The sequence below is a fragment of the Flavobacterium sp. WG21 genome (assembly GCF_000335775.1).
In the GTDB taxonomy this organism is placed as follows: Bacteria; Bacteroidota; Bacteroidia; order Flavobacteriales; family Flavobacteriaceae; genus Flavobacterium; species Flavobacterium tructae.
The window spans coordinates 263,087-289,371 of the sequence record NZ_AMYW01000001.1 but is presented as its reverse complement, the minus strand read 5'-3'; the positions used below and the strand labels follow the sequence as shown (position 1 = coordinate 289,371).

Annotated in this window: 21 protein-coding genes; 15 read left to right on the top strand and 6 right to left on the bottom strand. The window is 36.1% G+C overall.

Going from position 1 to position 26,285, the window contains the following annotated elements:
• Positions 1 to 14: 14 nt before the first annotated feature.
• From C245_RS0101280 to C245_RS0101270, 3 genes are read right to left on the bottom strand one after another with little or no spacing between them, the layout of a single operon-like run.
• Positions 15 to 1,112: a SusE domain-containing protein gene (locus C245_RS0101280; RefSeq protein ID WP_017494775.1), complete on the bottom strand. Its 1,098-nt coding sequence runs from the start codon at positions 1,110 to 1,112 to the stop codon at positions 15 to 17.
• Positions 1,113 to 1,129: 17 nt separating this feature from the next.
• Complete coding sequence (locus C245_RS0101275) at positions 1,130 to 2,758, bottom strand: RagB/SusD family nutrient uptake outer membrane protein (protein WP_026109798.1); 1,629 nt, start codon at positions 2,756 to 2,758, stop codon at positions 1,130 to 1,132.
• Between the two features lie 37 nt (positions 2,759 to 2,795).
• Positions 2,796 to 5,771, bottom strand: coding sequence for a TonB-dependent receptor (locus C245_RS0101270; RefSeq protein ID WP_017494773.1), 2,976 nt, complete (start codon positions 5,769 to 5,771; stop codon positions 2,796 to 2,798).
• 237 nt (positions 5,772 to 6,008) lie between these two features.
• On the opposite strand from C245_RS0101270, the gene C245_RS0101265 reads away from it, so the two are divergent.
• The 9 genes from C245_RS0101265 (at position 6,009) to C245_RS0101225 (ending at position 19,214) form a co-directional block, all read left to right on the top strand.
• Complete coding sequence (locus C245_RS0101265) at positions 6,009 to 7,040, top strand: LacI family DNA-binding transcriptional regulator (RefSeq protein ID WP_017494772.1); 1,032 nt, start codon at positions 6,009 to 6,011, stop codon at positions 7,038 to 7,040.
• 181 nt (positions 7,041 to 7,221) lie between these two features.
• Positions 7,222 to 8,742, top strand: coding sequence for an MFS transporter (locus C245_RS0101260; protein ID WP_017494771.1), 1,521 nt, complete (start codon positions 7,222 to 7,224; stop codon positions 8,740 to 8,742).
• Entirely contained in the window at positions 8,735 to 9,394 is a 660-nt protein-coding gene (gene pgmB, locus C245_RS0101255) for a beta-phosphoglucomutase (protein ID WP_017494770.1), read from the top strand. The genes C245_RS0101260 and pgmB overlap by 8 nt, the downstream gene beginning before the upstream one ends.
• A gap of 17 nt (positions 9,395 to 9,411) precedes the next feature.
• The gene (locus C245_RS0101250) at positions 9,412 to 11,715 is read left to right on the top strand and encodes a glycoside hydrolase family 65 protein (protein ID WP_017494769.1); all 2,304 of its coding nucleotides are present in this window, start codon (positions 9,412 to 9,414) and stop codon (positions 11,713 to 11,715) included.
• A 26-nt stretch (positions 11,716 to 11,741) separates the two neighbouring features.
• Positions 11,742 to 13,856 (top strand): glycoside hydrolase family 97 protein, encoded by a 2,115-nt coding sequence (locus C245_RS0101245; RefSeq protein WP_017494768.1) that lies wholly within the window; start codon positions 11,742 to 11,744, stop codon positions 13,854 to 13,856.
• A 340-nt stretch (positions 13,857 to 14,196) separates the two neighbouring features.
• A complete protein-coding gene (locus C245_RS0101240; protein ID WP_017494767.1) occupies positions 14,197 to 16,056 on the top strand; it encodes a glycoside hydrolase family 13 protein in 1,860 nt (619 codons plus the stop codon).
• A 289-nt stretch (positions 16,057 to 16,345) separates the two neighbouring features.
• Positions 16,346 to 17,032, top strand: a complete 687-nt coding sequence (locus C245_RS0101235) for a glycerophosphodiester phosphodiesterase family protein (protein WP_017494766.1) — start codon at positions 16,346 to 16,348, stop codon at positions 17,030 to 17,032.
• Positions 17,033 to 17,116: 84 nt separating this feature from the next.
• A complete protein-coding gene (locus C245_RS0101230) occupies positions 17,117 to 18,325 on the top strand; it encodes an NAD(P)/FAD-dependent oxidoreductase (protein ID WP_017494765.1) in 1,209 nt (402 codons plus the stop codon).
• Between the two features lie 139 nt (positions 18,326 to 18,464).
• Entirely contained in the window at positions 18,465 to 19,214 is a 750-nt protein-coding gene (locus C245_RS0101225; RefSeq protein ID WP_017494764.1) for a hypothetical protein, read from the top strand.
• 79 nt (positions 19,215 to 19,293) lie between these two features.
• On the opposite strand, the gene C245_RS0101220 is transcribed toward C245_RS0101225, so the two are convergent.
• The gene (locus tag C245_RS0101220; RefSeq protein WP_017494763.1) at positions 19,294 to 19,767 is read right to left on the bottom strand and encodes a TspO/MBR family protein; all 474 of its coding nucleotides are present in this window, start codon (positions 19,765 to 19,767) and stop codon (positions 19,294 to 19,296) included.
• Between the two features lie 156 nt (positions 19,768 to 19,923).
• Here C245_RS0101220 and C245_RS0101215 point away from each other — a divergent pair, with 156 nt between their 5' ends.
• The 6 genes from C245_RS0101215 to C245_RS0101185 all read left to right on the top strand — a co-directional run bounded on the left by C245_RS0101215 (position 19,924) and on the right by C245_RS0101185 (position 24,799).
• Entirely contained in the window at positions 19,924 to 21,018 is a 1,095-nt protein-coding gene (locus C245_RS0101215; RefSeq protein ID WP_017494762.1) for a diphosphomevalonate/mevalonate 3,5-bisphosphate decarboxylase family protein, read from the top strand.
• Between the two features lie 28 nt (positions 21,019 to 21,046).
• Complete coding sequence (locus C245_RS0101210; protein WP_017494761.1) at positions 21,047 to 21,397, top strand: four helix bundle protein; 351 nt, start codon at positions 21,047 to 21,049, stop codon at positions 21,395 to 21,397.
• 30 nt (positions 21,398 to 21,427) lie between these two features.
• Positions 21,428 to 22,366, top strand: coding sequence for a mevalonate kinase (locus C245_RS0101205; protein WP_017494760.1), 939 nt, complete (start codon positions 21,428 to 21,430; stop codon positions 22,364 to 22,366).
• Between the two features lie 53 nt (positions 22,367 to 22,419).
• Entirely contained in the window at positions 22,420 to 22,647 is a 228-nt protein-coding gene (locus tag C245_RS0101200) for a hypothetical protein (RefSeq protein ID WP_017494759.1), read from the top strand.
• A 91-nt stretch (positions 22,648 to 22,738) separates the two neighbouring features.
• Positions 22,739 to 23,695, top strand: coding sequence for a geranylgeranylglycerol-phosphate geranylgeranyltransferase (locus C245_RS0101190; RefSeq protein WP_017494757.1), 957 nt, complete (start codon positions 22,739 to 22,741; stop codon positions 23,693 to 23,695).
• A gap of 195 nt (positions 23,696 to 23,890) precedes the next feature.
• Positions 23,891 to 24,799, top strand: a complete 909-nt coding sequence (locus C245_RS0101185; protein WP_017494756.1) for a pseudouridine synthase — start codon at positions 23,891 to 23,893, stop codon at positions 24,797 to 24,799.
• A gap of 64 nt (positions 24,800 to 24,863) precedes the next feature.
• Here the strand turns inward: C245_RS0101185 and C245_RS0101180 are convergent, their stop codons facing one another.
• Positions 24,864 to 25,466: a DUF937 domain-containing protein gene (locus C245_RS0101180; RefSeq protein ID WP_017494755.1), complete on the bottom strand. Its 603-nt coding sequence runs from the start codon at positions 25,464 to 25,466 to the stop codon at positions 24,864 to 24,866.
• A 281-nt stretch (positions 25,467 to 25,747) separates the two neighbouring features.
• Positions 25,748 to 26,248 carry a DUF456 domain-containing protein gene (locus tag C245_RS0101175; RefSeq protein WP_026109795.1) on the bottom strand — a complete coding sequence of 167 codons (501 nt, stop codon included), beginning with the start codon at positions 26,246 to 26,248 and terminating at the stop codon, positions 25,748 to 25,750.
• Positions 26,249 to 26,285 lie beyond the last annotated feature (37 nt).

Below are 26,285 nucleotides of genomic sequence, written 5' to 3'. Positions count from 1 at the left end.
ATTTCAGTAAAAAATTATTCCTGATTTGGAATCATTAAATAGCTTCCGTCTAAATCATTAAAATAAATAACATATTTAGATTTTGCTACTGGTATGTTTTCACCGGAACCTCCTCCTGAGAACGGAGTAGTTCCTCCCCATGAAACGTCCCATTTATCATCTGCTCTGAATTTAAGTCCGCCATCTTTCAACGCCGTTACTCCCAGAGTCCAGATATGATCGTTGAACGTAGATTTTTTCATCGCTGTCGACGTATTCCAGCCTCCTGGCGTACTATCGCCAATGATACCAACTGTACCATACGTTTTAGCAGCAGACGCATCATACGGAGTTAGTTTGTACGTTAGTTTTTGCACATCGATTTTAAAGGTGTAATACCCCTGAGTTGCAATTACAAAACTAGCCGGATCAGCGTCAGATTCTTTTCCTCTGTACACTAAAACATCACTTGCACCACCATACATTGGAGCCCAGCTGCCTAAAGTACTAATGGTTTTAAAAGCACCTGCTTTAAAGAATCCTGTAAAAGTATATTCGTTAGGATTTTTTGGATTTCTGAATAAAATTTGATTTCCTTTATTATTATCCCATCCTGAAACTGTTGCGTCACCAACTAAATACCATTCTGTAAATTTGTAATCTACTTTTCCGGTATAAGGGGTTACACTAATTGTGATTACTGTTTTAGAAACCTGTGGAACTCCGCCTGAAACGCTTGACGCTATTTTTACATCAAATAAAGAGGCTACTTCTGTTTGAGCTCCAAGATCAATCGCTGCCTGGTTCAAATCTTTTGCAAGCACTGAAACCTCGGCTATATTTGTGGTTCTTTCCAGCGTAACTGCTTTCGAAAAATCACCTCCTTTTTTATCAATCAACAACGTATAACTTACTACTACAGGAGCAGAATAGGTTGCTTTAGACCATGTAAATTTGGCCACTTCCTGCGAAGGTTTATCCACATCTAAAACAAATGCTTTTCCTGTTGCAGGTGCCGTAATTTCAGGTGTTGCAACAGCATCAACAATTTGTCGGTTCTCTACATCATCAGCATTACACGAAACAGCTAAAACACCAATAAATGCGATTAAAATTTTATATATATTTTTCATTTTAATGTTTTATAAAGTTAATACCCAGGATTTTGTTTCAATGTTGGATTTGCTTGGATATTTCTTGCAGGAATTGGCATTAAATCTCTGAAAGATGCAGTTGCTGCTCCCGCCATAATTCCACCTTTCCATTGCCAGATTTTAGATCCTCCGCTAAACTTACCAAAACGAATTAAATCAGTTCTTCTGTGACATTCCCAGAACAATTCTCTTCCTCTTTCATCTAAGATAAAATCAAGTGTTAACTGTGGAAGTGTAATTGCCGGCGCACCCGCTCTGCCTCTAATTTGGTTTACGTATCCTAAAGCTGTATTAAGATTACCGCTGGTAGCTCCTCTAAGAGTAGCCTCAGCATACATTAAATAAGCATCTGTTAATCGGAACATTGGAAAATCAATATCCGGAATATCATTTCTTTGTGCTGCAGAACCATCAGCATTTTTATTGATGTATTTTGTTACTGCATAACCATCCGTAAAGGTCGATACATTATTAATGTCTAATGATTGTCCATTCGTATAGAATGTTCCTCTTTTATCCCCTGTTGCAGTTGCATCAGGAAAAAGAGCTACAAACTCTCTACGAGTTCTAATCCCTTGCCATCCACCATCCATTCCTCTGGATGCTGCATCCATGCTACCTCCAATAGAAGCGTGCATGATAAAACTCATTCCTCCACCAGTTGCTCTAATGGCATTCCCATCACTAACAATTGGAAAAATAACTTCAGACTGAGCGCCATTTCTATTATTATCTGCAGAGAATAAGTATCTGTACGGAACATTTGCGAAAGTATAACCTGAACTCGTAATAATTTCATTACACAATGTTGCAGCTTCATTGTTCTTGTCTACACCAATGTATACTTTAGCGTTCAAATAAACTTGTGCCAATAAAAATTTGGCAGCCGTTTTATCCACTCTTCCATATTCATTTGCTTTTGAAGCTACTAAGCTATTGTCTAAGTCCTTCAATTCAGATTCAACAAAAGCAAAAACTTCCGCTCTTGTTTTTTGTTCCGGATAAAAGAATCCAACAGGGTCTTTTTCTGTTGTAATTGGCACATTCCCGAACAAATCCATTAAGTTGTAATAAGAGAAAGCTCTTAAGAAACGAGCCTCAGCTCTAAAGTTAGCGATATCAGCTTTCAGCTTGGCATCAACATTTCTTGACGCTAATTTCTCTTCTGTTGTTTGTCTTAAAAACTCATTCGCAACACTAATGTGGTAAAACGCTCTGGAGAAAGTCCCTTCCAAGAACTCATTTGCAGGAGACCATGTTTGTGCATTCAAAGTTGGTAAAGTACCATCAGCCCACGCAATGATCGCTTCATCTGTGGTAAATTCCTGTGTTACAAAAAGTAATCTTAAGTAACTGCTAAAGTCACCACCAAGTCCAGCGATATCAGGGTTTTTTCCAGGTATAGCCGCATCACCATCACCATCATTACCTCCAACATACAAACCTGCATATAATTTAGCTAAAACTTGTTTGTACGATGCCGGATCTTTAAAAAAGGTTTCTGATAAAAATTCATCATCATCCTTTGGCGTCACGTTTAAGTCGTCCGTACACGAAGTAAGCGTCATACTTAATCCTAAAACGAATAGGAAAAAATAAGATATATATTTAAATGATATTTTCATTTTGTTTGTTTTTAAATTTTTGATTTTCAGTCTACTATTAGAAATTCGCATTTACACCAAACAAGAATGTTCTTGCTCTCGGATAAACGTTATTATCAATTCCATTGAATTTCTCAGGATCTAAACCATTGTATTTTGTTAGAATGAAAACATTCTGAACTCCAGCTGTAAATCTTAAAGAAGCACCTTTAATGATCGTTTTATCAAAAGTATATCCAAGTGTAACGTTGTCTAATTTGATAAAAGAAGCATCTTTCACAAAATAGTCAGACAAGTAACGTGATGTACCATTGTCTTCAAAAGTGAAACCAGTATTGTAGTAATCTGAACTTACGTTAGACAAATCTGTTTGTCTTCTTAATCCCGCATCAGAATACCCTAAATTAGAACTTACGTTATCAAAAATCTTATTACCTACACTTGCTCTCCAGTTCATTGTAAAGTCAAACTTTTTGTAGTTTAAGGTAGAAAACAATCCAAAAGTATAATCAGGTGCAGCTTTTCCAGCTCTGTAACGGTCAGCCGTATCAATTTTTCCGTCTCCGTTTCTGTCTACATAAGCCCCGGCAATTGGTCTTTTGTTTGCATCGTATAATTGCTCGTATACAAAAAATGAGTTTGGTGCATAACCTACTGAGTTAATCAGGATTTTATTTCCGTTTCCTCCGGCGATATTATCTCCCGTTAAATATCCCTGAAAACCAGGAACTGTAATTCCTAATTCCGAAATATTCTGATCAATATAAGTAGTATTAAAAGCTACATTCCAAGTCAGATTATCGCTTTTAATAATATCAGAAGCAATACTAAATTCAACCCCTTTTGTTCTTACACTTCCAATATTAAAGAAACCTTGATTTCTAATATTAGCACCATCAGGAACTGCGATATCCGCTAACAAATCAGATGATTTTTTATCAAAATAGTTGATCGATCCTGTAATTCTGTCATTGAAGAATCCGTAATCGATACCGATGTTAGATTCTGCCAATTCTTCCCATTTGATATTTTCGTTATATCCTTCTGGTCTTGCAGTTGGATAGATGGTATTACCAAAAATGTATTGTGAGTTAATTGTTCCTAAAGTTACTCTTTGTAAATAATCGTACTGAGCAGAGATATCCTGTTGTCCTGTCGTTCCGTAACCCACTCTTAATTTCAAACTGGAAACTGTTGAATTCCCTTTTAAGAAAGCTTCTTCAGCAACATTCCATGCAAAAGCACCTCCTGCGAAGTTCCCCCATCTGTTGTCTTTAGAAAAACGGGAAGTTCCGTCTCTTCTGTAATTTAAAGTCAGTAAATATCTGCTGTCATACCCTAAATTCAAACGTCCGAAGAACGATTGTAAGTTCACATCCGGATCTGTAGCTACATCCTCATTAGGATTTGGCTGTCTTGTTTCTCCAGATGAATATTTTTCTTTTTGAAACAATTGGTAGTTATAACCTGCCGTTGCATCAATTTTAATTTTTCCTAAATCTTTAGTATAATTAAAATAAGCATTTAAGTTTTTATTTTGAAGTGCATCCGTATATCTCGAATAGTTTCCAAGATTTACATAACCCGGATCGCTGAATGCTTTTGGCTGAAATCCTAAAATACTTTGTGTACTTACTTCAGTAAATCCGCTGCTGTCAAATCTGTCGATACCTGCTTCAGCAACAACTCTTAAATCTTCAAAAAAGTGAAGTTTATAATCTACTCTAACATTCCCCCATTTTCTGGTTGAAGTTGCTCTTCTGTTGTCCTGATTTAATCTTGCTACAGGATTTCTTGCTGGTAATAACGGTAAATTTCCGTTTGGCTCCAACCATTCAAAGTATCCTCCGTAACGAGAACCTGTCTTATAAACCGGTTGCGTAGGATCAAATCCGATAGCGCTTCCGATAACTCCACCCTCATCCTGAAATTGATTTTTACCGAAAGCTAAATTTCCGCTAATATCGATTTTTAAATGATTGTCAAACAATACCGGATTTAACGATATCGATGTCGTAGTTCTTTCAAAAGAAGTGTTTCTTAAGATTCCAGGATTATCAATATTACCAACAGATAAACGTACTGGCAATTTATCAAATAAAGAACCGCTTACAGAAATATTATTGTTGGTTGTCAAGGCTGTATGAAAAATTTCATCCTGCCAGTTTGTATTTGCATTCCCTAGTAAAGCCTGTTGTGCAGGAGTACCTTTGGTTTTTACTAATTCTCTGTATTGATCAGCACTCATTACATCCACTGTATTGGCTACTGTATTGATCCCAACCTGAGAACTGAAGTTCACTTTAACCCCACCTTTTGATCCTTTTTTAGTTGTAATTACGATTACACCATTTGCAGCTCTTGATCCGTAGATTGCAGCAGCAGATGCATCTTTAAGTACTGTAAAAGATTCAATATCATTGGGATCAATGGTAGATAAAATACTGGTAGAACCGCTTGGAACCGCATTGCTTAACGGAAGTCCGTCTAAAACAATTAATGGCTCGTTTGAAGCATTTAAAGAAGATCCTCCACGAATTCTGATATCTGCTTTAGCTCCCGGGGCACCACCTCCTGTTACATTCACACCTGAGATACGACCGCTAATTAAACTCTCCGGAGTCACGTTAATTCCTTTGTTGAAGTCTTTTGCAGCGATTTGAGATACAGAACCTGTTGCATCCTTTTTCTTAACCGTACCGTAACCTACTTGCACGACAACTTCTTTAAGCTGATTGGTATCTTCTTCCAAAGAAACGTTTAGTGTTTTTTGACCATTATAAGCTACAGTTGACGTTTTATATCCAATAAATGAAACCAAAATTTTGTCCCCATTTTTTACATTAGATAACTGAAATTTACCGTCAAAATCTGTTGATGCTCCACCGGGAGCACCCTGTACATTTACATTTACTCCCGGGATCGGTTGTCCCGTTGCCAAATCGACAACTGTTCCGGTTAAAGTGCTTTGAGCTAACACAGTAAACGGCAACAAGAGGAATAAAAATAACAACTTTTTGTAAATTGTTTTCATACTTTTTGTTTAAATTTAGTTTGAGTTTTTGATTGTTAGTTAAGTTTTTAATTTTACTTCGAATTTCAAAATTAGGAATTAATTAACATGACCAACCGGTTGGCTTTTTTATTGGTTTACGAAAACGTGGTAGTGTTGAAAACTTTCTTTTTTTTGTAATCTTTTAAGTCAAAAATTGTCGATTTTAGAAATAAAAGATACCTTTATTAACAATTAGATTTTTTTCAAATAACAACTATGAAACGTAAAATAACCCTAAAGCAGATCGCAAAGGAACTTGACGTCTCTATTTCAACGGTCTCAAAATCACTAAGAGACAGTCAGGAAATAGGAGAAGAAACGCGCGCAAAAGTGCAGGCATTTGCAAAGTTTTACAACTACAAGCCCAACAATATTGCCCTTAGTTTAAAAAATCGAAAAACCAAAAGTATTGGTATTATCATTCCGGAAATTGTACATCATTTTTTCTCTACCGTGATCAACGGAATTGAACAGGTTGCCAATGAAAATGGCTACAGCGTTGTGATCTGTTTGTCTGACGATTCTTTCGATAAAGAAGTTCTGAATATGGAGATGTTAGCCAACGGAAGTATCGATGGTTTTATCATGTCACTCTCAAAAGAAACACAATACAAAGGTGATTTTCACCACATTACCGAGGTTATCAATCAAGGAATGCCGGTGGTCATGTTCGACCGTGTCACCAATGATATTTTATGCGATAAAGTCATTATCGATGACAAAGCAGCTGCTTATGAAGCCGTTCAGAGTCTGATTGACAACGGCCGCAAAAAAATCGCGCTTGTCACTACCGTAGATTATGTAAGTGTGGGAAAACTCAGAACCGACGGTTACGAAAAAGCACTTCTCGATAATGGATTGCCTTTTAATGAAGATTTAATCATAAAAATCGAAGATGTAGACACTTGCGAAATCACCATCAGTCAGTTATTGCATGACCGCGCGTTTGATGCTGTTTTTGCCGTAAATGAGCTTTTTGCCGTAACCATTATCAAAACCGCAAGCAAAATGGGCCTCAAAGTTCCCGAAGATATCGCTGTAATTGCCTTTACTGACGGAATTATTTCTAAATACTCTACTCCAAGCATCACCACCGTAAGCCAGAGTGGTGAAAAAATGGGGAATAAAGCCGCTAAAATGCTGATCGAAAGACTCGAAGCGGAACATGAAGACGATGAAGAAGAGAACGAAAATTACACCACAGAAGTTATTGAAACCCATCTGATAAAAAGAGAATCTACTGACTAAAAACCTAAAAATCAATATTTTCTAAAGTCACAAACAACATTTATGACTTTTTTGTTAGCGTATTTAAAAAAATAATTAATACTTTTACGCCTGCTCAAAGCTTTTACTTTTACTTCGAAAATAATAAGTAAGTTTTGATAAGCAAAGCGCTTATCGTCTAATTAATTCTTTAATTACGATAATGGAAAAGCGTAAATTAAGTTTCTGGGAAATTTGGAACATGAGTTTCGGTTTCTTGGGAATACAGTTTGGTTTTGCACTGCAAAATGCAAATACTTCAAGAATTTTTGAAACTCTGGGTGCCAAAATTGACGAAATTCCAATTTTATGGATTGCGGCTCCGGTTTCAGGATTAATTATCCAACCCGTAATTGGTTATTTTAGCGATAGAACCTGGACTCGTCTGGGCAGACGCCGCCCCTATTTTTTAATTGGAGCTATCTTGTCTTCTGTTGCCTTATTCATCATGCCCAACTCTCCAACTTTATGGATAGCTGCAGGTACTCTATGGATTATGGACGCGTCGATAAATGTTTCAATGGAGCCTTTTCGTGCTTTTGTTGGAGACAATTTACCTGAAAAGCAGCGTACTTTAGGTTTTGCCATGCAAAGCTTCTTTATCGGAACCGGTGCGGTTGTAGGTTCGGTTTTACCCTATCTTTTTACTAATGTTTTTGACGTAAGTAATACAGCTCCGGAAGGAATTATACCGGACTCTGTTAAATGGTCCTTTTATATTGGCGGAATTGTTTTCCTGCTTTCTGTTTTATGGACTGTTTTTAAAACAACAGAATACACTCCTGAGGAACTTCATGCTTTTGAACTTCAAAGCAAAAAAGACAAGGAAGATCTTATTCTCAATCCGGAAACAGAATCTCAAGGTAACATCAAAAGACAATTCTTTTTAGGATTACTATTGACGGTAGTCGGAGCTCTGGTTTCCTTTTTAATTTTCGAGAACAGTCTGGCTAAAGAACTATACATTCTGTTTATCGGATTGGTTTTCATGGGGGTTTTATTCATGATTGCTTCACAATTGAGAACTTCAAAGGTTCACAATGGCTTTACGATCATCATGACCGATCTATTGAATATGCCTGTCACGATGAAAAAACTGGCCTGGGTGCAGTTTTTCTCCTGGTTTGCCTTATTCTCGATGTGGATTTATACGACACAAGCCGTTACACAACATATTTTTGGTACTACAGACACTACTTCCAAAATTTACAATGATGCCGCCGACTGGGTTTCGGTTTTGTTCACAGTTTACAACGGAGTAGCGGCAGCAGTTGCTTTTTTATTGCCTGTTATTGCAAAAAAAGTAGGCGTTAGAGCAACACATTTATTGGCCTTATGTGCAGGAGGTGTTGGTTTAATCTCTATTTATTTTATTGGCGACAAACAAATGCTGATCCTACCAATGTTGGGAGTGGGTATCGCTTGGGCAAGTATACTGTCGATGCCTTATGCCATGTTATCCGGAGCTTTACCGGCAGCAAAAATGGGTTATTATATGGGAGTTTTCAACTTCTTTGTAGTAATACCGCAAATTGTAGCTGCCACAATCTTAGGATTTGTCATTAAACAATTCTTTCACAACGAACCTATCTACGCCTTAATTATTGGAGGTGTATCTATGATATTTGCCGGATTACTTACCCTTAGAGTAAATAGCAGAACTAAAATTGAAATTCATGAATAATAAAAAAGCATTCATCTTCGATCTTGATGGAGTGATCGTTGATACCGCTAAATACCACTTTTTAGCCTGGCAAAAAATTGCAAAGGCCTTAAATATAAATTTTACACACGAACACAACGAATTACTTAAAGGAGTAAGCCGCGTGCGTTCGTTAGACATAATTCTCGAGCTGGGAAATGTTTCCGCTTCACAGGAAGACAAAGACAAATGGCTCATTCAAAAAAACGAAGACTACTTGTCTTATTTGGTTGACATGGATGAAAGCGAAATTCTTCCCGGAGTTTTTAAAATTCTTCAATTTTTAAAAGAACAAAATCAGGGAATTGCATTGGGTTCTGCCAGTAAAAATGCACGCCCGATTCTGGAGAAAACCGGAATACTTTCGTACTTCGATGTTATTGTTGACGGAAACGACGTTACCAATGCCAAACCGGACCCTGAAGTTTTCCTAAAAGCGGCCCAATTGTTACAGATTAGCCCTGAAAACTCTTTTGTTTTTGAAGATTCAGTTGCCGGAGTTCAGGCCGCCAATATTGGAAAAATGACCAGTATCGGAATCGGTTCCAAAACAATTCTACATGAGGCTCATTATATCTTTGAGGATTTTACCTCAATGGATATTCAATTCATCAAATCATTAATCGCAAAATAAATCAATCAATCGCAAAAATGAATCAAGATTACATTAAACCAGACAATTGGTCCATCATCGAAGAAGGCTTTGACGCTGAGAGAGTAAAATCATCAGAAAGTCTTTTTAGCATCGGAAATGGTGCTATGGGTCAGCGTGCCAATTTTGAAGAAACCTATTCGGGTGAAACTTTTCAGGGAAGCTACATCGCGGGAATCTATTATCCGGACAAAACAAAAGTAGGCTGGTGGAAAAACGGATACCCTAAATACTTCGCCAAAGTATTAAACGCTCCAAACTGGATAGGAATTGACATTCAGATCAACGAAGAAAACCTGGATTTGCACCATTGTACTGCTGTGAAAAATTTTCGCAGAGAATTGAATATGAAAGAAGGCTGGTACAATCGTTCTTTTGAAGCTACTTTAAAAAACGGAACCGAAATTGCCGTAAACATTCGTCGTTTTCTTTCTTTAGATCTGGATGAAACCGGAATCATTAAGTACGAAATCACTCCTTTGAACAAGGATGCCAAAATTGTTTACAAACCGTATATTGATGCAGGGGTTACCAATGAAGATGCCAACTGGGACGAAAAATTCTGGGAACCTCTTGAAGTTAAAAAAGCAGCAAATGAAGCTTTTGTAACGGCTCAGACTTTTAAAACGCATTTTAAAGTAACCACTTTTATGCACAATACGATTTTTGCAAACGGAGAAAATGTAAACATTTCGCCTTCAACAATCGATTCAACTGCAGATAAAATTCAGTTTACTTACGGTACCATTATCGCAAAAGGGCAAACCTCATCGATCCAAAAAATTGGTGGATATACGGTTTCTTTAAATCATGAGAATACTTTAACTGCAGCCGAAAAATGCATTAAAACTGCCGTTGCTCTTGGTTATGACACTTTACTTCAGAATCAAATCAATGCCTGGAGTAAAATCTGGGAAATGTCAGACATTACCATTGACGGAGACGTAAAAGCACAACAGGGAATCCGTTTTAATATTTTTCAGTTAAATCAGACTTACCTAGGAAAAGACAGCCGTTTGAATATCGGACCTAAAGGTTTCACTGGAGAAAAATATGGCGGATCTACCTATTGGGATACTGAGGCTTATTGCATTCCGTTTTACATGGCCACTAAAGATCAGCAGGTTGCCCGCAATTTGTTGACCTACCGTTTCAATCAATTGGACAAGGCAATTGAAAACGCCAAAGACAATTTAGGTTTTAAAAATGGTGCTGCTTTGTATCCAATGGTAACCATGAATGGCGAAGAATGCCACAACGAATGGGAAATCACACACGAAGAAATCCACCGAAACGGAGCTATCGCTTTTGCGATTTACAATTACCACCGTTTTACCGGAGATTACTCTTATATTCCTGAAAAAGGTTTAGAAGTACTTATCGGGATTGCACGTTTCTGGCACCAAAGGGCTTCTTTCTCTAAAGCCAAAAATCAATATGTGATTCTGGGCGTTACAGGCCCGAATGAATACGAAAACAATATCAACAATAATTTCTACACCAATTATACTGCAAAATGGTGTATTGATTATGCCGAAGAACAAATTAACAAAGTGGCTGCCGAATATCCTGCAGATCATCAGCGAATTATGGAAAAAGTAGCTCTTTCTCCTGCTGAAATTCTGGAATGGAAAAAAGTCGCTGATAATATGTATTTCCCAACTTCAGAAGAATTAGGCATCTACCTGCAGCAAGACGGGTTCTTAGACAAAGAATTGATTCCTGTAAAAGACTTAGACCGTTCTCAGCGTCCTATCAATCAAAAGTGGTCCTGGGATCGTGTATTGCGTTCCCCTTACATCAAACAAGCCGATGTTTTACAGTGTTTTTATTTCTTTGAAGATCATTTTTCTAAAGAAGAATTAAAACGTAATTTTGAGTTTTACGAATCCTTTACGGTTCACGAAAGCTCGCTGTCGCCTTGTGTTCACTCTATTCAGGCTGCTGTTTTAGACAAAATGGACATGGCTTATACCTTCTATTTAAGAACCTCTCGTTTGGATCTCGATGATTACAACAAAGAAGTTGAAGAAGGCTGCCACATTACTTCAATGGCCGGAACGTGGATGAGTATCGTAGAAGGTTTTGGAGGAATGCGTGTGAAAAACGATCAGCTTCATTTTTCGCCAAAAATTCCAAAAGAATGGAACGGTTATTCTTTTAAAATTAATTTCCGAAATCAAATTTTAAAAGTAGCTGTAAATCATAACGAAACAACTTTTACAGTAGACGGTGATCAGGATTTAACCCTTGTGGTGAATGGAAATCCGGTAACCGCAGAAAAATTGTTTCAAACCAATTAATACAACACACTTAAAAACTTAACAACATGAAAAACTTATTTTTCGCAAGTTTAATCCTGTTTGCTTTCAGCTCCATAGCAAAAGCACAACAATTAAAATCACCCGAAGGAAAGTTCGTAATGGAGTTTTCGCTTCAAAACGACGGAACTCCGGTTTACAATCTGAAATACAAAAATAAAGACGTTGTAAAAACCAGTAAATTAGGTCTTGAACTTAAAGATGATAAAAAATCTTTACTGAATGATTTTACAGTTGTTGATACCAAAACCAGCACTTTTGACGAAAACTGGAAACCGGTTTGGGGAGAAGTAGATCAGATCAGAAACCATTACAATGAACTGGCTGTAACTTTAAACCAAAAAGGAACGGATCGTCAAATTGTAATTCGTTTCCGTTTATTTGATGACGGATTAGGATTCCGATATGAATTCCCAACACAAAAAAATCTTACCTATTTTGTAATCAAAGAAGAGAGAACACAATTTGCAATGGCGGGTGACCACACTGCATTCTGGATTCCGGGAGATTATGACACTCAGGAATACGATTATACCAAATCGAAATTATCTGAAATCAGAGGTTTATCTCAAAAAGCATATACTGCCAACGTATCTCAGAAATCTTTTTCTCCAACAGGAGTTCAGACTTCTTTGATGCTAAAAACCGCTGATGGTATTTACATCAACTTACACGAAGCAGCTTTGATCAACTATTCTTGCATGCACCTGAATTTAGACGATAAAAACATGATTTTTGAGTCTTGGTTAACTCCAGATGCAAAAGGCGATAAAGGATACATGCAAGCCCCAAGTCATTCTCCTTGGAGAACAATTATGGTAAGCGATGATGCGAGAGAGATCTTGGCTTCAAAAATGACTTTAAACTTAAACGATCCGTCAAAAATTGATGATACTTCGTGGATTAAACCTGTAAAATATATTGGGGTTTGGTGGGAAATGATCACAGGAAAAAGTTCTTGGTCGTACACCAACGACTTTCCAACTGTACAATTGGGTGTTTCTGATTTCTCCAAAGCAAAACCAAACGGAACACACGGAGCGAATAATGCCAATGTAAAAAAATACATTGATTTTGCTGCTGCAAATGGTTTTGACGCTGTTTTGGTTGAAGGATGGAACGAAGGCTGGGAAGACTGGTTTGGACACTCTAAAGATTATGTATTTGATTTCGTAACGCCTTACCCGGATTTTGACGTGAAAGGTTTACATGAATATGCAAAATCTAAAGGTGTAAAAATTATCATGCACCATGAAACGTCAGGTTCAGTTCGTAACTATGAGCGCCATATCGACAAAGCGTATCAGTTCATGAAAGACAACGGATATGATGCTGTAAAAAGCGGTTATGTTGGAGACATTTTACCTCGTGGTGAAAATCATTACGATCAATGGATTATAAACCACTATCAATACGCTATCGAAAAAGCAGCCGATTATAAAATTATGGTGAACGCTCATGAAGCCGTTCGTCCAACCGGAATTTGCAGAACGTACCCTAACTTAATTGGAAACGAAGCTGCAAGAGGAACCGAATACCAGGCTTTTGGAGGTTCTAAACCAAACCACGTAACGGTTTTACCATTCACCCGTTTGATTGGAGGCCCAATGGATTACACTCCGGGAATCTTCGAAATGGATATCAGCAAAATGAATCCAGACAACAAGTCTCATGTAAACAGTACATTGGCAAACCAACTGGCATTATACGTTACGATGTACAGCCCATTACAAATGGCGGCTGATACTCCTGAAAACTACAACCGTTTTCCGGATGCTTTTCAATTCATTAAAGATGTTGCTGTAGACTGGTCTGAAAGTAAATACATCGAGGCTGAGCCAGGCGATTTTATCACTGTTGCCCGTAAAGCAAAAGGAACCAACAACTGGTTCGTTGGAAACGTAAACGGAGAAACTGCCCGTACCTCAAACATTGATTTCAGTTTCCTTGAAAAAGGCAAAAAATACACGGCTACCATCTACGCTGATGCAAAAGACGCGCATTACAAAACCAATCCGCAAGCTTACACCATCAAAAAAATAGCGGTGACCAATAAATCAAAATTATCTCAGTTGTCTGCTCCCGGCGGCGGTTATGCGATCAGCATTATCGAAACGAAGTAATTTTTAAAGACAAGTGATTTCCCCCAGAATTACTTGTCTTTTTTTAATTAACATCTTTTTGTTACATCGAATGAATTGTCAAATCGAACGAATTGTCTCATCGAACCAATCGTCACATGAAGCGAATTGTCTCACTGAGCGAATTGTCACATCGAACGAATCGTCACATCAAGCTAGTTGTCACATCGAGCGAATTGTCACATCGAGCGGAGTCGAGATGTGACCGAAGTTCTCGACTCCGCTCGAACGGACACTGAAAATCACTCGAACTAACACCGAAAATTACCCGAACTGACATTGAAAATTGTTCGACTAACACTGAGAATAACTACCTATTACTATGAAAAACAAAAAAACATCACTTATCTATAAATTAGCTCTAATAATTTTACTGCTTTCCGCTTCCGCGAAAGCGCAAATCCAAAAAACAGAGCCGCCATTTTGGTATGCAGGAATGAAAAATCCGGAACTGCAGATTCTGTTCTACGGAAAAAACATTTCACAATACGAAGCTTCCGTATCTAATAATGTGACGATCAAAAATGTAGAAAAAACCGAAAACCCAAATTATCTTTTTGTAACCATTGATACTAAAGATGTAAAAGCTTCTGACTTGGTTTTCTTCTTCAAAATCAAAAACAAAGTTGCTTTTACTCAAAAATACACACTTAGAGAAAGAAGAGCCAACTCGGCAGATCGAAAAAGCTATGACGCATCAGATGTAATGTACCTCATCATGCCGGATCGTTTTGCCAACGGAAACCCGAAAAACGACAGTAATGCCGCATTAACTGAAAAAGGGAATCGTCAGGATCCAAGCGGCCGCCATGGTGGAGACATCGAGGGAATCATTAAAAATCTGGATTATATCTCGTCTCTTGGTGCAACCACTATTTGGAATACGCCCCTTTGTGAAGACAACGACAAACAGCACTCGTACCATACTTATGCACAATCAGACGTGTACAAAATAGATCCGCGTTACGGAACGAATGAAGATTATGTTCGTCTGTCTGCAGAAATGCATAAAAAAAACATGAAACTGGTTATGGATTATGTGACCAATCACTGGGGAATTACCCATTGGATGATGAAAGATATTCCAACCAAAACATGGTTCAATCAATTTGAAACTTTTACACAAACGCACCACCGTCGTGAAGTAATTACCGATATTCACGCTTCAAAAATAGATCAGGAAGTTTGTGTTGACGGCTGGTTTGTGCCTTCAATGCCGGACTTGAACTTAAGAAATCCTCTTGTTGCCAAATACCTGACTCAAAATGCGATCTGGTGGATTGAATATGCCAATCTTGACGGATTTAGAGTTGACACTTACAATTACTCTGATCAAACGGCTATGGCCAATTGGGCAAAAGCAGTTACGAACGAATATCCAAATTTCAATATCGTTGGAGAAATATGGATGCACAATCAGGCAAATTTAGCCTATTGGCAAAAAGACAGTAAAATTGGTGCAATCGAAAATTACAATTCCAATCTGCCTAGTGTGATGGATTTTACACTTCAAAGCCAGATTAGTTCAGCTTTCAACGAAAATGAGCCAAGCTGGGATAATGGATTGATTAAATTCTACAACAATTTTGCAATGGATTATTTGTATCCCAACACCAATAATATTTTAGTTTTTGCCGAAAATCATGACACTGACCGTATCAATCATAATTTTAAATATGATTTAGCAAAATACAAACTAACAATGACTTTATTGGCTACAATACGTGGAATTCCACAATTGTATTACGGTTCAGAAATTGGAATGGGCGGTGACAAAAGCAAAGGCGATGCCGACATTCGTCAGGATTTCCCGGGCGGATGGACCGGTGATAAAAACAATGCTTTCACTAAAGAAGGCAGAACAGCTGAGCAGGCTGCTTACTTTGATTTTACCTCTAAACTATTCAACTGGAGAAAATCAAACGAAGCTGTTCATTTCGGAAAGATGACACATTACATTCCGGAAAACAACACTTATGTTTATTTTAGATATACGGATGCTAAAACTGTAATGGTTGTTTTCAATAACAATGCAAAAGAGCAAGTTGTAAAAACAAATCGTTTTAAAGAAAACATCAAAAATTTTAAAACAGGTAAAGATGTGATCACCGGAAAAACATTCGATTTGTCTTCTGAAATTACTTTGGAGCCAAAATCCGCTTTGGTTTTAGAATTGGAATAGAATTTTATTAGCCACGAATTCACGAATTATTTTTTGATAATCTTTGAAAATATAAATTCGTGAATTCGTGGCTATTTAATTTTTAATAAATTCCTTGCTAACCTTGCGTAAAACTTTGCGACCTTTGCGGTTAGAAAAAATACTGCATTTACCGCAAAGATTCACAAAGTTATTTAGCCACAGATTAAAGGATTATCATAGATTTTTTAAAATCATTCTAATCCTTTAATCTGTGGCTATTATTTTTCCTTTGCACCTTTGTACCTTTGCACCTCTGAACCTTCACGAAATGAACAAAATGCTAAAAATAGCACATAGAGGCGCAAAAGCTTACGAACCCGAAAATACACTGCAAGCATTTCAGAAAGCGTTAGATCTCAATGCTGACGGAATTGAACTTGATGTTCACTTAAGTGCTGATGGACATATAATTGTAATGCACGATGAAACCATTGACAAAATGACCAACGGGAAAGGCGAGATCACTCAATACACCTTAGCCGAACTAAAATCATTTTTGATTGCCGGGCAATATGAAATTCCAACTTTAAACGACGTTTTTGATCTGGTTGACAAAAAATGTTTCATTAACGTCGAACTAAAAAATGCCGATACTTCCTCACAGGTAGTTGCTTTAATCGAAACTTATATCAAAGAGAAAGACTGGACTTATGAACATTTTATTATCTCAAGCTTTGACTGGAATGCCTTAAAAGAAGTTCAGAATTTAAATCCTAATATTCCTGTTGGTGTTTTAACAGAAGAAAACATTGATAGTGCTCTGGCTTTCGCCGAAACTATAAAAGCAAAAGCAATTCATCCTGATTATCATCTTTTAAATGCAGAAAATGTTAGTAAAATAAAGCAAAAAGGATTTCTGGTTTTTCCCTGGACCGTTAATACGGAGGAAGACATTCAAAAAGTAAAAAGTTATAAAGTAGATGGAATAATCTCTGATTTTCCGGATAAAATATAGGTTAAAAAACAGCCACGAATTCATGAATTTTTATTCTTTGAGATTAAAAAAAATAATTCACGAATTCGTGGCAAATAAAAAAATATGACTCAAAATTTCGACATAATCATCGTTGGCGGAGGTGCTGCAGGTTTTTTCACAGCGATTAATATTGCAGAGAAAAATCCTAAACTAAAAATTGCCATTTTAGAACGAGGAAAAGAAGTGCTTTCTAAAGTTCGTGTTTCAGGCGGCGGAAGATGTAACGTAACGCACGCCTGCTTTGAACCCAATGAATTGGTTAAATTTTATCCGCGTGGCGAAAAAGAACTTCGCGGTCCTTTTCATCAGTTTTGCTCAGGCGACACGATCGAATGGTTCGAAAAACATGGTGTTGAGTTAAAAATCGAAGAAGATGGCAGAATGTTTCCTATTTCCAATTCCTCACAAACCATTATCGATTGTTTCTTAAAAGCAACTGAAAAACTAGGCATAAAAGTACTCACCGGGCAAAGCGTACAATCGATTTTTAAAAAAGAAGATTGTTGGAAAATTGATACTCAAAATGAAAATTTCGCTGCCGAAAAATTAGTAATGGCCACTGGAAGCAATCCTAAAATCTGGGAAATGCTGCAAACACAAGGACATGCAATTGTAAGTCCGGTTCCCTCCTTGTTTACTTTCAACATCAAAGACTCTAGAATCAAAGAATTACCCGGAGTTGCAGCACAAGTCACTGTAACCGTAAAAGATACCAAACTTGAGTCGACGGGACCTTTGTTAATCACACATTGGGGAATGAGCGGTCCCGCAGTTCTGAAACTGTCTGCCTGGGGCGCCAGAATCCTGCACGACAAAAACTATCAGTTTACTATTTTCGTTAATTGGCTGAATGATGTTGATAGCGAAGATGCTGAAAAAATCTTAAAAGACTTAAAACAGGAACACGCCAAAAAAGCCGTCTCTAAAAAATCTCCTTTCGATTTTCCGAATCGTTTGTGGGAAAGTTTAGTTTTAGCTTCGGAAATTCAGGCAGAAACCAAATGGGCTGATTTATCCAAAATTCAATTGCAAAATCTGGCTGTTCAGCTTACCAAAGCAAAATTTCAGGTCAACGGAAAAAGCACTTTTAAAGAAGAATTTGTAACTGCCGGAGGGATTGATTTAAAAGAAATCAACTTTAAAACCATGGAAAGCAAACTACATGAAAATCTCTATTTTGCTGGCGAAATTGTCAATATTGATGCCATTACAGGCGGATTTAATTTTCAAAATGCCTGGACAAGCGGATTTATTTTGGCAAGCTCAATTTAATTAGGGTACAGTCTCGGTTTTCAGTCACAGTTAATCCGAGACTGAAAACTGCGATTTATCAATTAACAAGACTTTACATCTTCACTAAGATTTCATTAAGACTATTCTAATAATTTTACGTTCAGCTAAATACCATTAGATGAAAGTAAAATTACTTACCACCATTTCTTTTTTCACTTATCAGCTTTCTATTTCACAATCAGAAAAATTACTTCACGGAAAAGTTATCTGCAATTATACCCCACTTAACAAAGTCGAAGTCATAAACAAAACAGCCAAAACAAGCACAACAACTAATAATTTAGGAGAGTTTTCTATTCTCGTTAAAAGTAAGGACAGCTTATTGTTTTTTTCAAAAGATTATTTTTTCACCAGACTAAAAATAACGCAGGAAAACATCGATCAGAACAACATCACCGTTAATATGGTTATAAAACCGGAAGAATTAAATGAGGTCGTGATTACCAATATCAAATTTGATCGGGTAAAAACCTCGCAGCAAAATATAGACGATATAAAATTAGCAAAAGATGCAGGATCTTTAGAAAAATATACCGGTGTTTACAACGGAACTATTACCAATGGTATCGATTTTGTACGCATTGGAAAAGGTTTATCTAATTTGTTCAGTAACAAAGAGGATGAGCCTGCCAAAAATAAAATCTCGAAAACTGATTTCAAAAAACTCGTAGCAGCATCAATTCCAGATGATTTTTTCATCAAAAATTTAAACTTAAAACCAGAAGAGAAAGAGCTGTTTATTGAATTTTGTGATGCTGATCCCAGATCTAAAAGTCTTTTAGAAAACAGCAACATTCTAATTACAATGGATTTTATGTATACCAAAAATGAAGAATTTAAAACCCTGAAAACGAATATCAAGAACTAGATCAGATTACTCAATTTTAGTTTTACTACAATCATTTAGTGCAAACAAATCTTTTAACTAAACCTGAAACTATAAACTATCAATTCAACCACCAGATACCGGCATTTAAAACTGCAGCAAATGCTACCCAAATCATATACGGAATCAATAAATATCCGGAAATTTTATTGATTTTAACGAATTTCAAATACGTTTCATAAATCATCAGCCATAAAAGTACAATTTCAATTAGGGCTAGCATCGGGTTCTTTAGTTCGAAGAACAAATAAGACCAGATCGCGTTTAAAGTCAGCTGAATTATGAAGAATCCTAAAGCCATTTTCACCGTCTCTTTCTGCTCTTTTATTTTATCCCAAACCAGTCCCGCTGCAACCGCCATCAAAATATAAAGCAGTGTCCAAACCGGCATAAAAATCCAATTAGGTGGATTAAAAGGAGGTTTTATAAGAGTAGGATACCATGTTTCAACACTTGGTCTTGTCACTATACTTGCAGAATATCCTACCATTAAACAAATAACTAATGCAATTGCAATTTTGGCTGCCTTGTTCATTTTACTCTGATTTTTTTCCAAAAATAATCAAAAAGAAGGCGTAAATCCTATAACTACCCTTTAGTTTGTTATTAGTTGGCACTTGACTTACATTTTCCAACAGAACTTATATGACGCAATATTTTAAAAACTATCTTTGCCAAAATTTTATAGTTCATGTTTACAGCAGCTGATTTTATTCCTAATACCTATACTTCATCCATCGAAAACGGAAATTTTGAATGGAGCGCACCCAGCAACATCGCGTTAGTAAAATACTGGGGGAAAAAAGACAATCAGATTCCGGCAAATCCTTCAGTAAGTTTTACCCTTAAAAATTGTAAAACGATTACTAAGCTTGCTTTTACAAAAAGAGAAACTTCTCCCGCAAGTAATTTCTCCTTTGATTTACTTTTTGAAGGAAAACCAAAGGAAGACTTCAAACCAAAAATTCAAAAGTTTCTGGAACGAATTGAAATCTATCTACCTTTTCTGAAAGAGTATCATTTTACTATCGATACTCAAAATACCTTCCCACACAGTTCAGGAATTGCTTCGTCGGCTTCCGGAATGGCAGCTTTAGCAATGAACTTTATGAGTTTAGAGAAAGTATTAAATCCTGAAATGACAGAAGACTATTTTTACCAGAAAGCATCTTTTTTAGCCCGTTTGGGATCCGGAAGTGCCTGCAGAAGTGTAAAAGGAAATCTGGTAGCTTGGGGAAATCAGGCAAATATTAAAGGAAGTTCGGATTTGTATGGCGTTGAATTCCCTTATACAGTTCACGAAAATTTCAACAACTATCAGGATACCATTTTACTGGTTGACAAAGGTGAAAAACAAGTTTCCAGTACTGTTGGACATGATTTAATGCACAATCATCCTTATGCCGAAAGACGTTTTGCTCAGGCACATGAAAATCTGGATCAGTTAATTACCATTTTTGAAAGCGGTAATCTGAACGAATTTATAAAAGTAGTCGAAAGTGAAGCATTGACATTACATGCCATGATGATGACTTCTATGCCCTACTATATTTTAATGAAACCGAACACCTTGCAAATTATTAATGCCATCTGGAAGTTCCGAAATGAGACTCAGATTCCGGTTTGCTTTACACTTGATGCCGGAGCAAATGTTCATGTTCTCTATCCCGAAGACGTTAGCGATAAAGTGCTACAATTTATTCAGGACGAATTAGTTGTATTTTGTCAGAATGGTCAGTACATTTGCGACGAAATTGGAGATGGTGCTTTATTAATTGATAATTAACAATTGTCAATTAATAATTAGTAACTTTATGGAAAAGAAAAACGTTATAAAAGATAAGTCCTTTGCTTTTGCAATTGATATCGTAAATCTTTACAAAACTCTAAGCGAGAAAAAAGAATTTGTATTATCTAAGCAAATGTTGCGTGCGGGAACATCGATTGGTGCAAATGTAAGAGAATCTGAACATGCCCAAAGTAAAGCAGATTTTATTCATAAGTTGTCTATTTCATTAAAAGAAGCAAACGAAACAGAATATTGGTTAGATTTGCTGTATGAAACAAAATATCTTTCTGATATCGAATTTCAAAATATTAAACCTAAAATCAGTGAGTTATTAAGATTACTTACAAGTATCATAAAAACTTCTAAAAACATATAATTATCAATTGTTAATTATTCATTTTCAATTATGAAAGGACCCTTATTTTACTCAAAAATATTACTCTTTGGAGAATACGGAATCATCCGTGACTCTAAAGGACTTTCTATTCCTTATAATTTTTACAACGGTGCTTTGAAAAAAACCGAAGATCCTTCGGCAGAAGCAATGGCATCCAACGCAAGTTTAAAACGTTTTGCAGCTTATCTTGAAACTTTACAAACAGAACAGCCGGATTTGGTTGCTTTCGATTTGACCGCTTTAAAGAATGATGTAGAAACCGGAATGTATTTCGATTCCAGTATTCCACAAGGATACGGAGTGGGAAGCAGTGGTGCACTTGTTGCCGCAATTTATGATAAATATGCTACTCATAAGATCACCGTTTTAGAAAATCTGACTCGCGAAAAACTATTACAATTAAAGAATATTTTCGCTCAAATGGAAAGTTTCTTCCACGGAAAGAGCTCTGGTTTAGATCCTTTAAACAGTTATTTAAGCATTCCTATTTTAATCAATTCGAAAGATAACATTGAAGCAACCGGAATTCCAACTCAGAGTTTTGATGGAAAAGGGGCTGTATTTTTGTTAGATTCAGGAATTGTAGGTGAAACTGCTCCGATGGTTAACATTTTCATGGAAAGTCTAAAAGACAAAGGCTTCCGTACTATGCTTAAAAATCAGTTTGTAAAATATACCGATGCTTGTGTAGAAAACTTTTTACATGGTGACATGAAATCGTTGTTTACTAATACTAAAAAGCTGTCAAAAGTCGTTTTAAACAACTTCAAACCAATGATTCCGGAACAATTTCATGGGATCTGGCAAAACGGAATTGACACGAATGACTACTATCTGAAACTTTGCGGTTCCGGAGGAGGCGGTTATATTCTGGGCTTTACCGAGGATTTGGAACGTGCCAAAGCATCTTTAAAAGATTATAAATTAGAAGTCGTTTATCAATTCTAAATCCTGTCTTTTAAAACCCGCTTTCTTTAAATAGGCCTTAAAAGTTTAAACTTATGAATAGTATTTTAAAGATTAACAAAGCGGCTTTTTCAGGAGGAATTCTATTTTTAACACCTTTAATTTTATTAGCGACACTTTTAGAAAAAGGATTTAGTATTGTTCAAAAAATCACTGTTCACTACACGAAAGTAAAGTTTTTGGCATTGGCTATTGAAGAGGTTGCTGTCATTGTCTTTATCTGCTCTGCAACCGGACCACAACTTTTCCTTTTCGACTCCTGATGCTACAAATTCACCGGGAGTCTATCTATGTTTTGCAGAAGGAGAACCTAAAAACAAGTCTAGAATTAAAACCTGAAACCAAACTCAAAAAATGTTAAGCAGACAACACAAACTTTTAGTAATGAAAATTGTTAGTTTGTTCTCCGTAGTGAGAGGCTATAACATCCCGATTATTGTTTTGGCTCAATACTTATCCTCTATTTTTATACTGGCACCGGAAAAAAGAGCACTGGATATTTTGCTGGATTTCAATTTATTTTTAATCGTTTTTGCTTCCGCAATCACTATTGCTTCGGGTTATATTATCAATAATTTCTACGACAGTCAAAAAGATTTAATCAACAGACCTAACAAATCAATGTTAGACAGATTAGTCAGCCAAAAAACAAAACTATCCGTTTATTTTACACTCAACTTCATTGCAGCCTTAATGGCGCTGATTGTTTCCTGGCGTGCTTTTCTATTCTTTTCGGCATACATTTTCCTCATTTGGTTCTACTCACATAAAATAAAAAAATACCCTATTGTTGGTAATCTCTGTGCGGCCTTCCTGGCAGTAGTTCCATTCTTTGCTATTCTGTTATATTTCTACAACAAAATTTCATTTGAAGAAATCGAGAATCACATGAGTCATTTCATGGTTATTTCATCTCATGCGGTTTTCTTGTTTTTATTGTTGCTAATTCGGGAAATGATAAAAGATCTGGAGAATCTTAAAGGTGATTTAGCAAACAATTACAGGACAATCCCAATACTTTACAACGAAACGGTTTCCAAACAAATCATTACAGTTTTAACGATCCTGACAGTGGTTCCGGTTTATATTTTAATCAACATTTACGATGTGGGCTATATGGACATTTACTTTTATGTCTGTTTTGGCATATTGCTGTTTTTCCTGATTTATTTATGGAAATCAAACTCTAAGGAACAATTTTTACTATTACACAATATCTTAAAATTCCTGATTGTTTCGGGAGTATTTTGCATCGTATTAATTAATCCAGCTGTCTTATGGCATGGGAAAAATTTATTACTAAAATCCTAACGGTTTAATAGGTCATTTTTGCCCTTTGTTTTGCTTTCACAGTGCAAAATCTCCATAGTGTAACTTTCAAAACGCTTAAAAAAAGACAATTGTAACACTCTTATAACTCTAAAAAACAACAGCTATCAATCTAAGAACAATGAACTTAGGATTATTTAGCAAGAATAAACTATCTTTGCACAAATTACAGAATTTATGAACAATAAGGAAGGCAATAATAAAAGAGGCGGTTCGAGACCAAATAGCTCAAGACCAAACTCTAACAAGCCAAAACCTCCTATGGCAAAACGTGCTCAAGGGCCGAAAAAGGTGAAACCTGCTGTGAAGGCTGCCGAAGAAGAAAAGGCGCAGAAAATTAAAAAACAGAATCAGGCTCCAAAAAGACAAAAAGCTTCAGACGAAATTCGTTTAAACAAATACATCTCAAATTCAGGTGTTTGTTCTCGTCGTGATGCCGATATATACATTCAGTCCGGAAATGTTAAAGTAAATGGAGTTCCGGTAACTGAAATGGGTTATTTAGTAAAATTAAATGATGTTGTAAATTTCGACGGTGTTACTTTGACTCCTGAAAAGAAAGAATACATCTTATTAAACAAACCTAAAAACTTTACCACTGCTCTTGACGAAGGTCAGGAATATCGTAATGTTTTAGAGTTAGTTCGTGGTTCTACAACGGCAAAAATTGCTCCGATTGGAAGAATGGACAAAAACACAACCGGTTTATTGCTGTTTACTAACGACACGGACATGATTCGTAAATTTACTTTACCAAATCAAAAATCATCTAAAATTTACCAGGTTTCTTTGGATAAAAACTTGAAATTTGAAGATTTAGAAAAAATAAGTAAAGGCTTAGTTCTTGACGGACACCGCGTTTTCGTAGAAGAAATCAGTTATATTGAAAAAGAAGCAAAAAGTGAAGTAGGTCTTAAATTACGTTCTTCGAATGTAAAAGTAGTACGTGCTATTTTCGAAAACTTTGACTATGACGTATTACGTATTGACCGTGTATCGTTTGCAGGTTTAACTAAAAAGAATTTACCGAGAGGTAACTGGCGTTTTTTAACTGACCAAGAAGTTATCAACTTGAAAAACGTATAAGAAACTACTCAAATTGATTTAAATATAAATCCTGTTTTACACTGTAAGACGGGATTTTTTTTATTTAGAAGCTGAAAAAGTTATGACCGAATAAAGTAAAAATAGATCTTCCTATAGATTGGTTTTTTTCTTCTACCGTTTCGTAACAGGAAAAACCGAGGATAATTTTGATTCCGGGAGGAATACTGTTTAAAATATCTCTTTTTTGATCTTCTAAAAGCAATTTTAAACTCTCTAATATTTGGATATTATTCTTAAGATAAGAGACGACTAGTAAGGCAGAAAAATTAAGAATCTCTCGGGCTGTTTCACTTTTGATTCCAACTTCATTAGAAATCATTTCAGAAATCCTGCCTTTTTTATTGGTAAATATTTCCTTCAGCAAACTATTCCCTTCTAATCGATAACAATCATCAACTGATAAAATACGTCCTGATGTAAAATCGACTTCCTGATAGAAAGTGGAATCGTCCTGCATCATTGAAGTAATTCCTTTGTAAAAATCCGACTCCTCCGCCCTGTTGTACAACCCCATTAAAACCGTACCTATCGAAACATCAATTCCTTTAATTAAAAGTGCATCATTTTCAAAATAAAACTTGTTCAACTTTGAAACAACATTAGAAGAAATAAAACGTCTAAGTTCAATTTGTAGGTTAGGAGTCATATTTAACTTGTTTGAAATTATTTAAATCCGTTAAAAATAATCGACGAAGTGAGGCTTTTTATCGTTTATCAGGATAAAAATATAAAATATTCTAACATTTCCAAAAAATAAGTTAAATGGTGAAATGTAGCTTAAACAGTTGTTAAACATAAAAATCCCGAACCTCCAGTAAACATAACCCATTCGTTATCAAAACAAAGAAAAATCCTCTCAAAAAAAAATCACATTTTTTTTGATAAAAAATTAAAAAATAAGAAAAAGCTTAAGGATAAATACGCGATTTAAAACAGTAATACACGATTTTGCCAGACAATGCTAATAAAAATACCCAGGAAAATAATGCAGCATAAAAAATTTACAAAACTCGACGCCAAAAACCCTAAAACGGATCCTGTTGCCGCTTTCAGTGCTCTTTGATGATTGGTCGAATCGTAAATCAACTCTCCAACAAGAGCCCCAACAAAAGGCCCGATAATTACTCCAAAAGGAATAGGAGCAATAATACCAACGATTAGACCAATGTTCGTTCCCCAGACCCCATATGAACTACCCCCAAATTTTTTAGTCCCTTTTGCCGGAATGATATAATCAAGAATCGTAATTACAATCGTTAACAAAAGTGTAATGCCTAAAACCCAATAATTGTTTTCAACCGCCTTGGTCAGGTACAGCAGTAACAACCCCACCCAGCAAGATGACAATCCGGGTAATACAGGCAGAAAACTGCCAAAAATCCCAACAATCATGCATATAAATCCAAGCAACAACAATAGTAAATCCATGTCTATTTTTTTGTAAATTTGATCTACAAACTTTCTA

What these genes read in the sequence shown, in the direction of transcription:
- C245_RS0101280 (WP_017494775.1), bottom strand. Translation starts at nt 1,112, where the DNA reads ATGAAAAATATATATAAAATTTTAATCGCATTTATTGGTGTTTTAGCT.
- C245_RS0101275 (WP_026109798.1), bottom strand. Translation starts at nt 2,758, where the DNA reads ATGAAAATATCATTTAAATATATATCTTATTTTTTCCTATTCGTTTTA.
- C245_RS0101270 (WP_017494773.1), bottom strand. Translation starts at nt 5,771, where the DNA reads ATGAAAACAATTTACAAAAAGTTGTTATTTTTATTCCTCTTGTTGCCG.
- C245_RS0101265 (WP_017494772.1), top strand. Translation starts at nt 6,009, where the DNA reads ATGAAACGTAAAATAACCCTAAAGCAGATCGCAAAGGAACTTGACGTC.
- C245_RS0101260 (WP_017494771.1), top strand. Translation starts at nt 7,222, where the DNA reads ATGGAAAAGCGTAAATTAAGTTTCTGGGAAATTTGGAACATGAGTTTC.
- pgmB (WP_017494770.1), top strand. Translation starts at nt 8,735, where the DNA reads ATGAATAATAAAAAAGCATTCATCTTCGATCTTGATGGAGTGATCGTT.
- C245_RS0101250 (WP_017494769.1), top strand. Translation starts at nt 9,412, where the DNA reads ATGAATCAAGATTACATTAAACCAGACAATTGGTCCATCATCGAAGAA.
- C245_RS0101245 (WP_017494768.1), top strand. Translation starts at nt 11,742, where the DNA reads ATGAAAAACTTATTTTTCGCAAGTTTAATCCTGTTTGCTTTCAGCTCC.
- C245_RS0101240 (WP_017494767.1), top strand. Translation starts at nt 14,197, where the DNA reads ATGAAAAACAAAAAAACATCACTTATCTATAAATTAGCTCTAATAATT.
- C245_RS0101235 (WP_017494766.1), top strand. Translation starts at nt 16,346, where the DNA reads ATGAACAAAATGCTAAAAATAGCACATAGAGGCGCAAAAGCTTACGAA.
- C245_RS0101230 (WP_017494765.1), top strand. Translation starts at nt 17,117, where the DNA reads ATGACTCAAAATTTCGACATAATCATCGTTGGCGGAGGTGCTGCAGGT.
- C245_RS0101225 (WP_017494764.1), top strand. Translation starts at nt 18,465, where the DNA reads ATGAAAGTAAAATTACTTACCACCATTTCTTTTTTCACTTATCAGCTT.
- C245_RS0101220 (WP_017494763.1), bottom strand. Translation starts at nt 19,767, where the DNA reads ATGAACAAGGCAGCCAAAATTGCAATTGCATTAGTTATTTGTTTAATG.
- C245_RS0101215 (WP_017494762.1), top strand. Translation starts at nt 19,924, where the DNA reads ATGTTTACAGCAGCTGATTTTATTCCTAATACCTATACTTCATCCATC.
- C245_RS0101210 (WP_017494761.1), top strand. Translation starts at nt 21,047, where the DNA reads ATGGAAAAGAAAAACGTTATAAAAGATAAGTCCTTTGCTTTTGCAATT.
- C245_RS0101205 (WP_017494760.1), top strand. Translation starts at nt 21,428, where the DNA reads ATGAAAGGACCCTTATTTTACTCAAAAATATTACTCTTTGGAGAATAC.
- C245_RS0101200 (WP_017494759.1), top strand. Translation starts at nt 22,420, where the DNA reads ATGAATAGTATTTTAAAGATTAACAAAGCGGCTTTTTCAGGAGGAATT.
- C245_RS0101190 (WP_017494757.1), top strand. Translation starts at nt 22,739, where the DNA reads ATGTTAAGCAGACAACACAAACTTTTAGTAATGAAAATTGTTAGTTTG.
- C245_RS0101185 (WP_017494756.1), top strand. Translation starts at nt 23,891, where the DNA reads ATGAACAATAAGGAAGGCAATAATAAAAGAGGCGGTTCGAGACCAAAT.
- C245_RS0101180 (WP_017494755.1), bottom strand. Translation starts at nt 25,466, where the DNA reads ATGACTCCTAACCTACAAATTGAACTTAGACGTTTTATTTCTTCTAAT.
- C245_RS0101175 (WP_026109795.1), bottom strand. Translation starts at nt 26,248, where the DNA reads ATGGATTTACTATTGTTGTTGCTTGGATTTATATGCATGATTGTTGGG.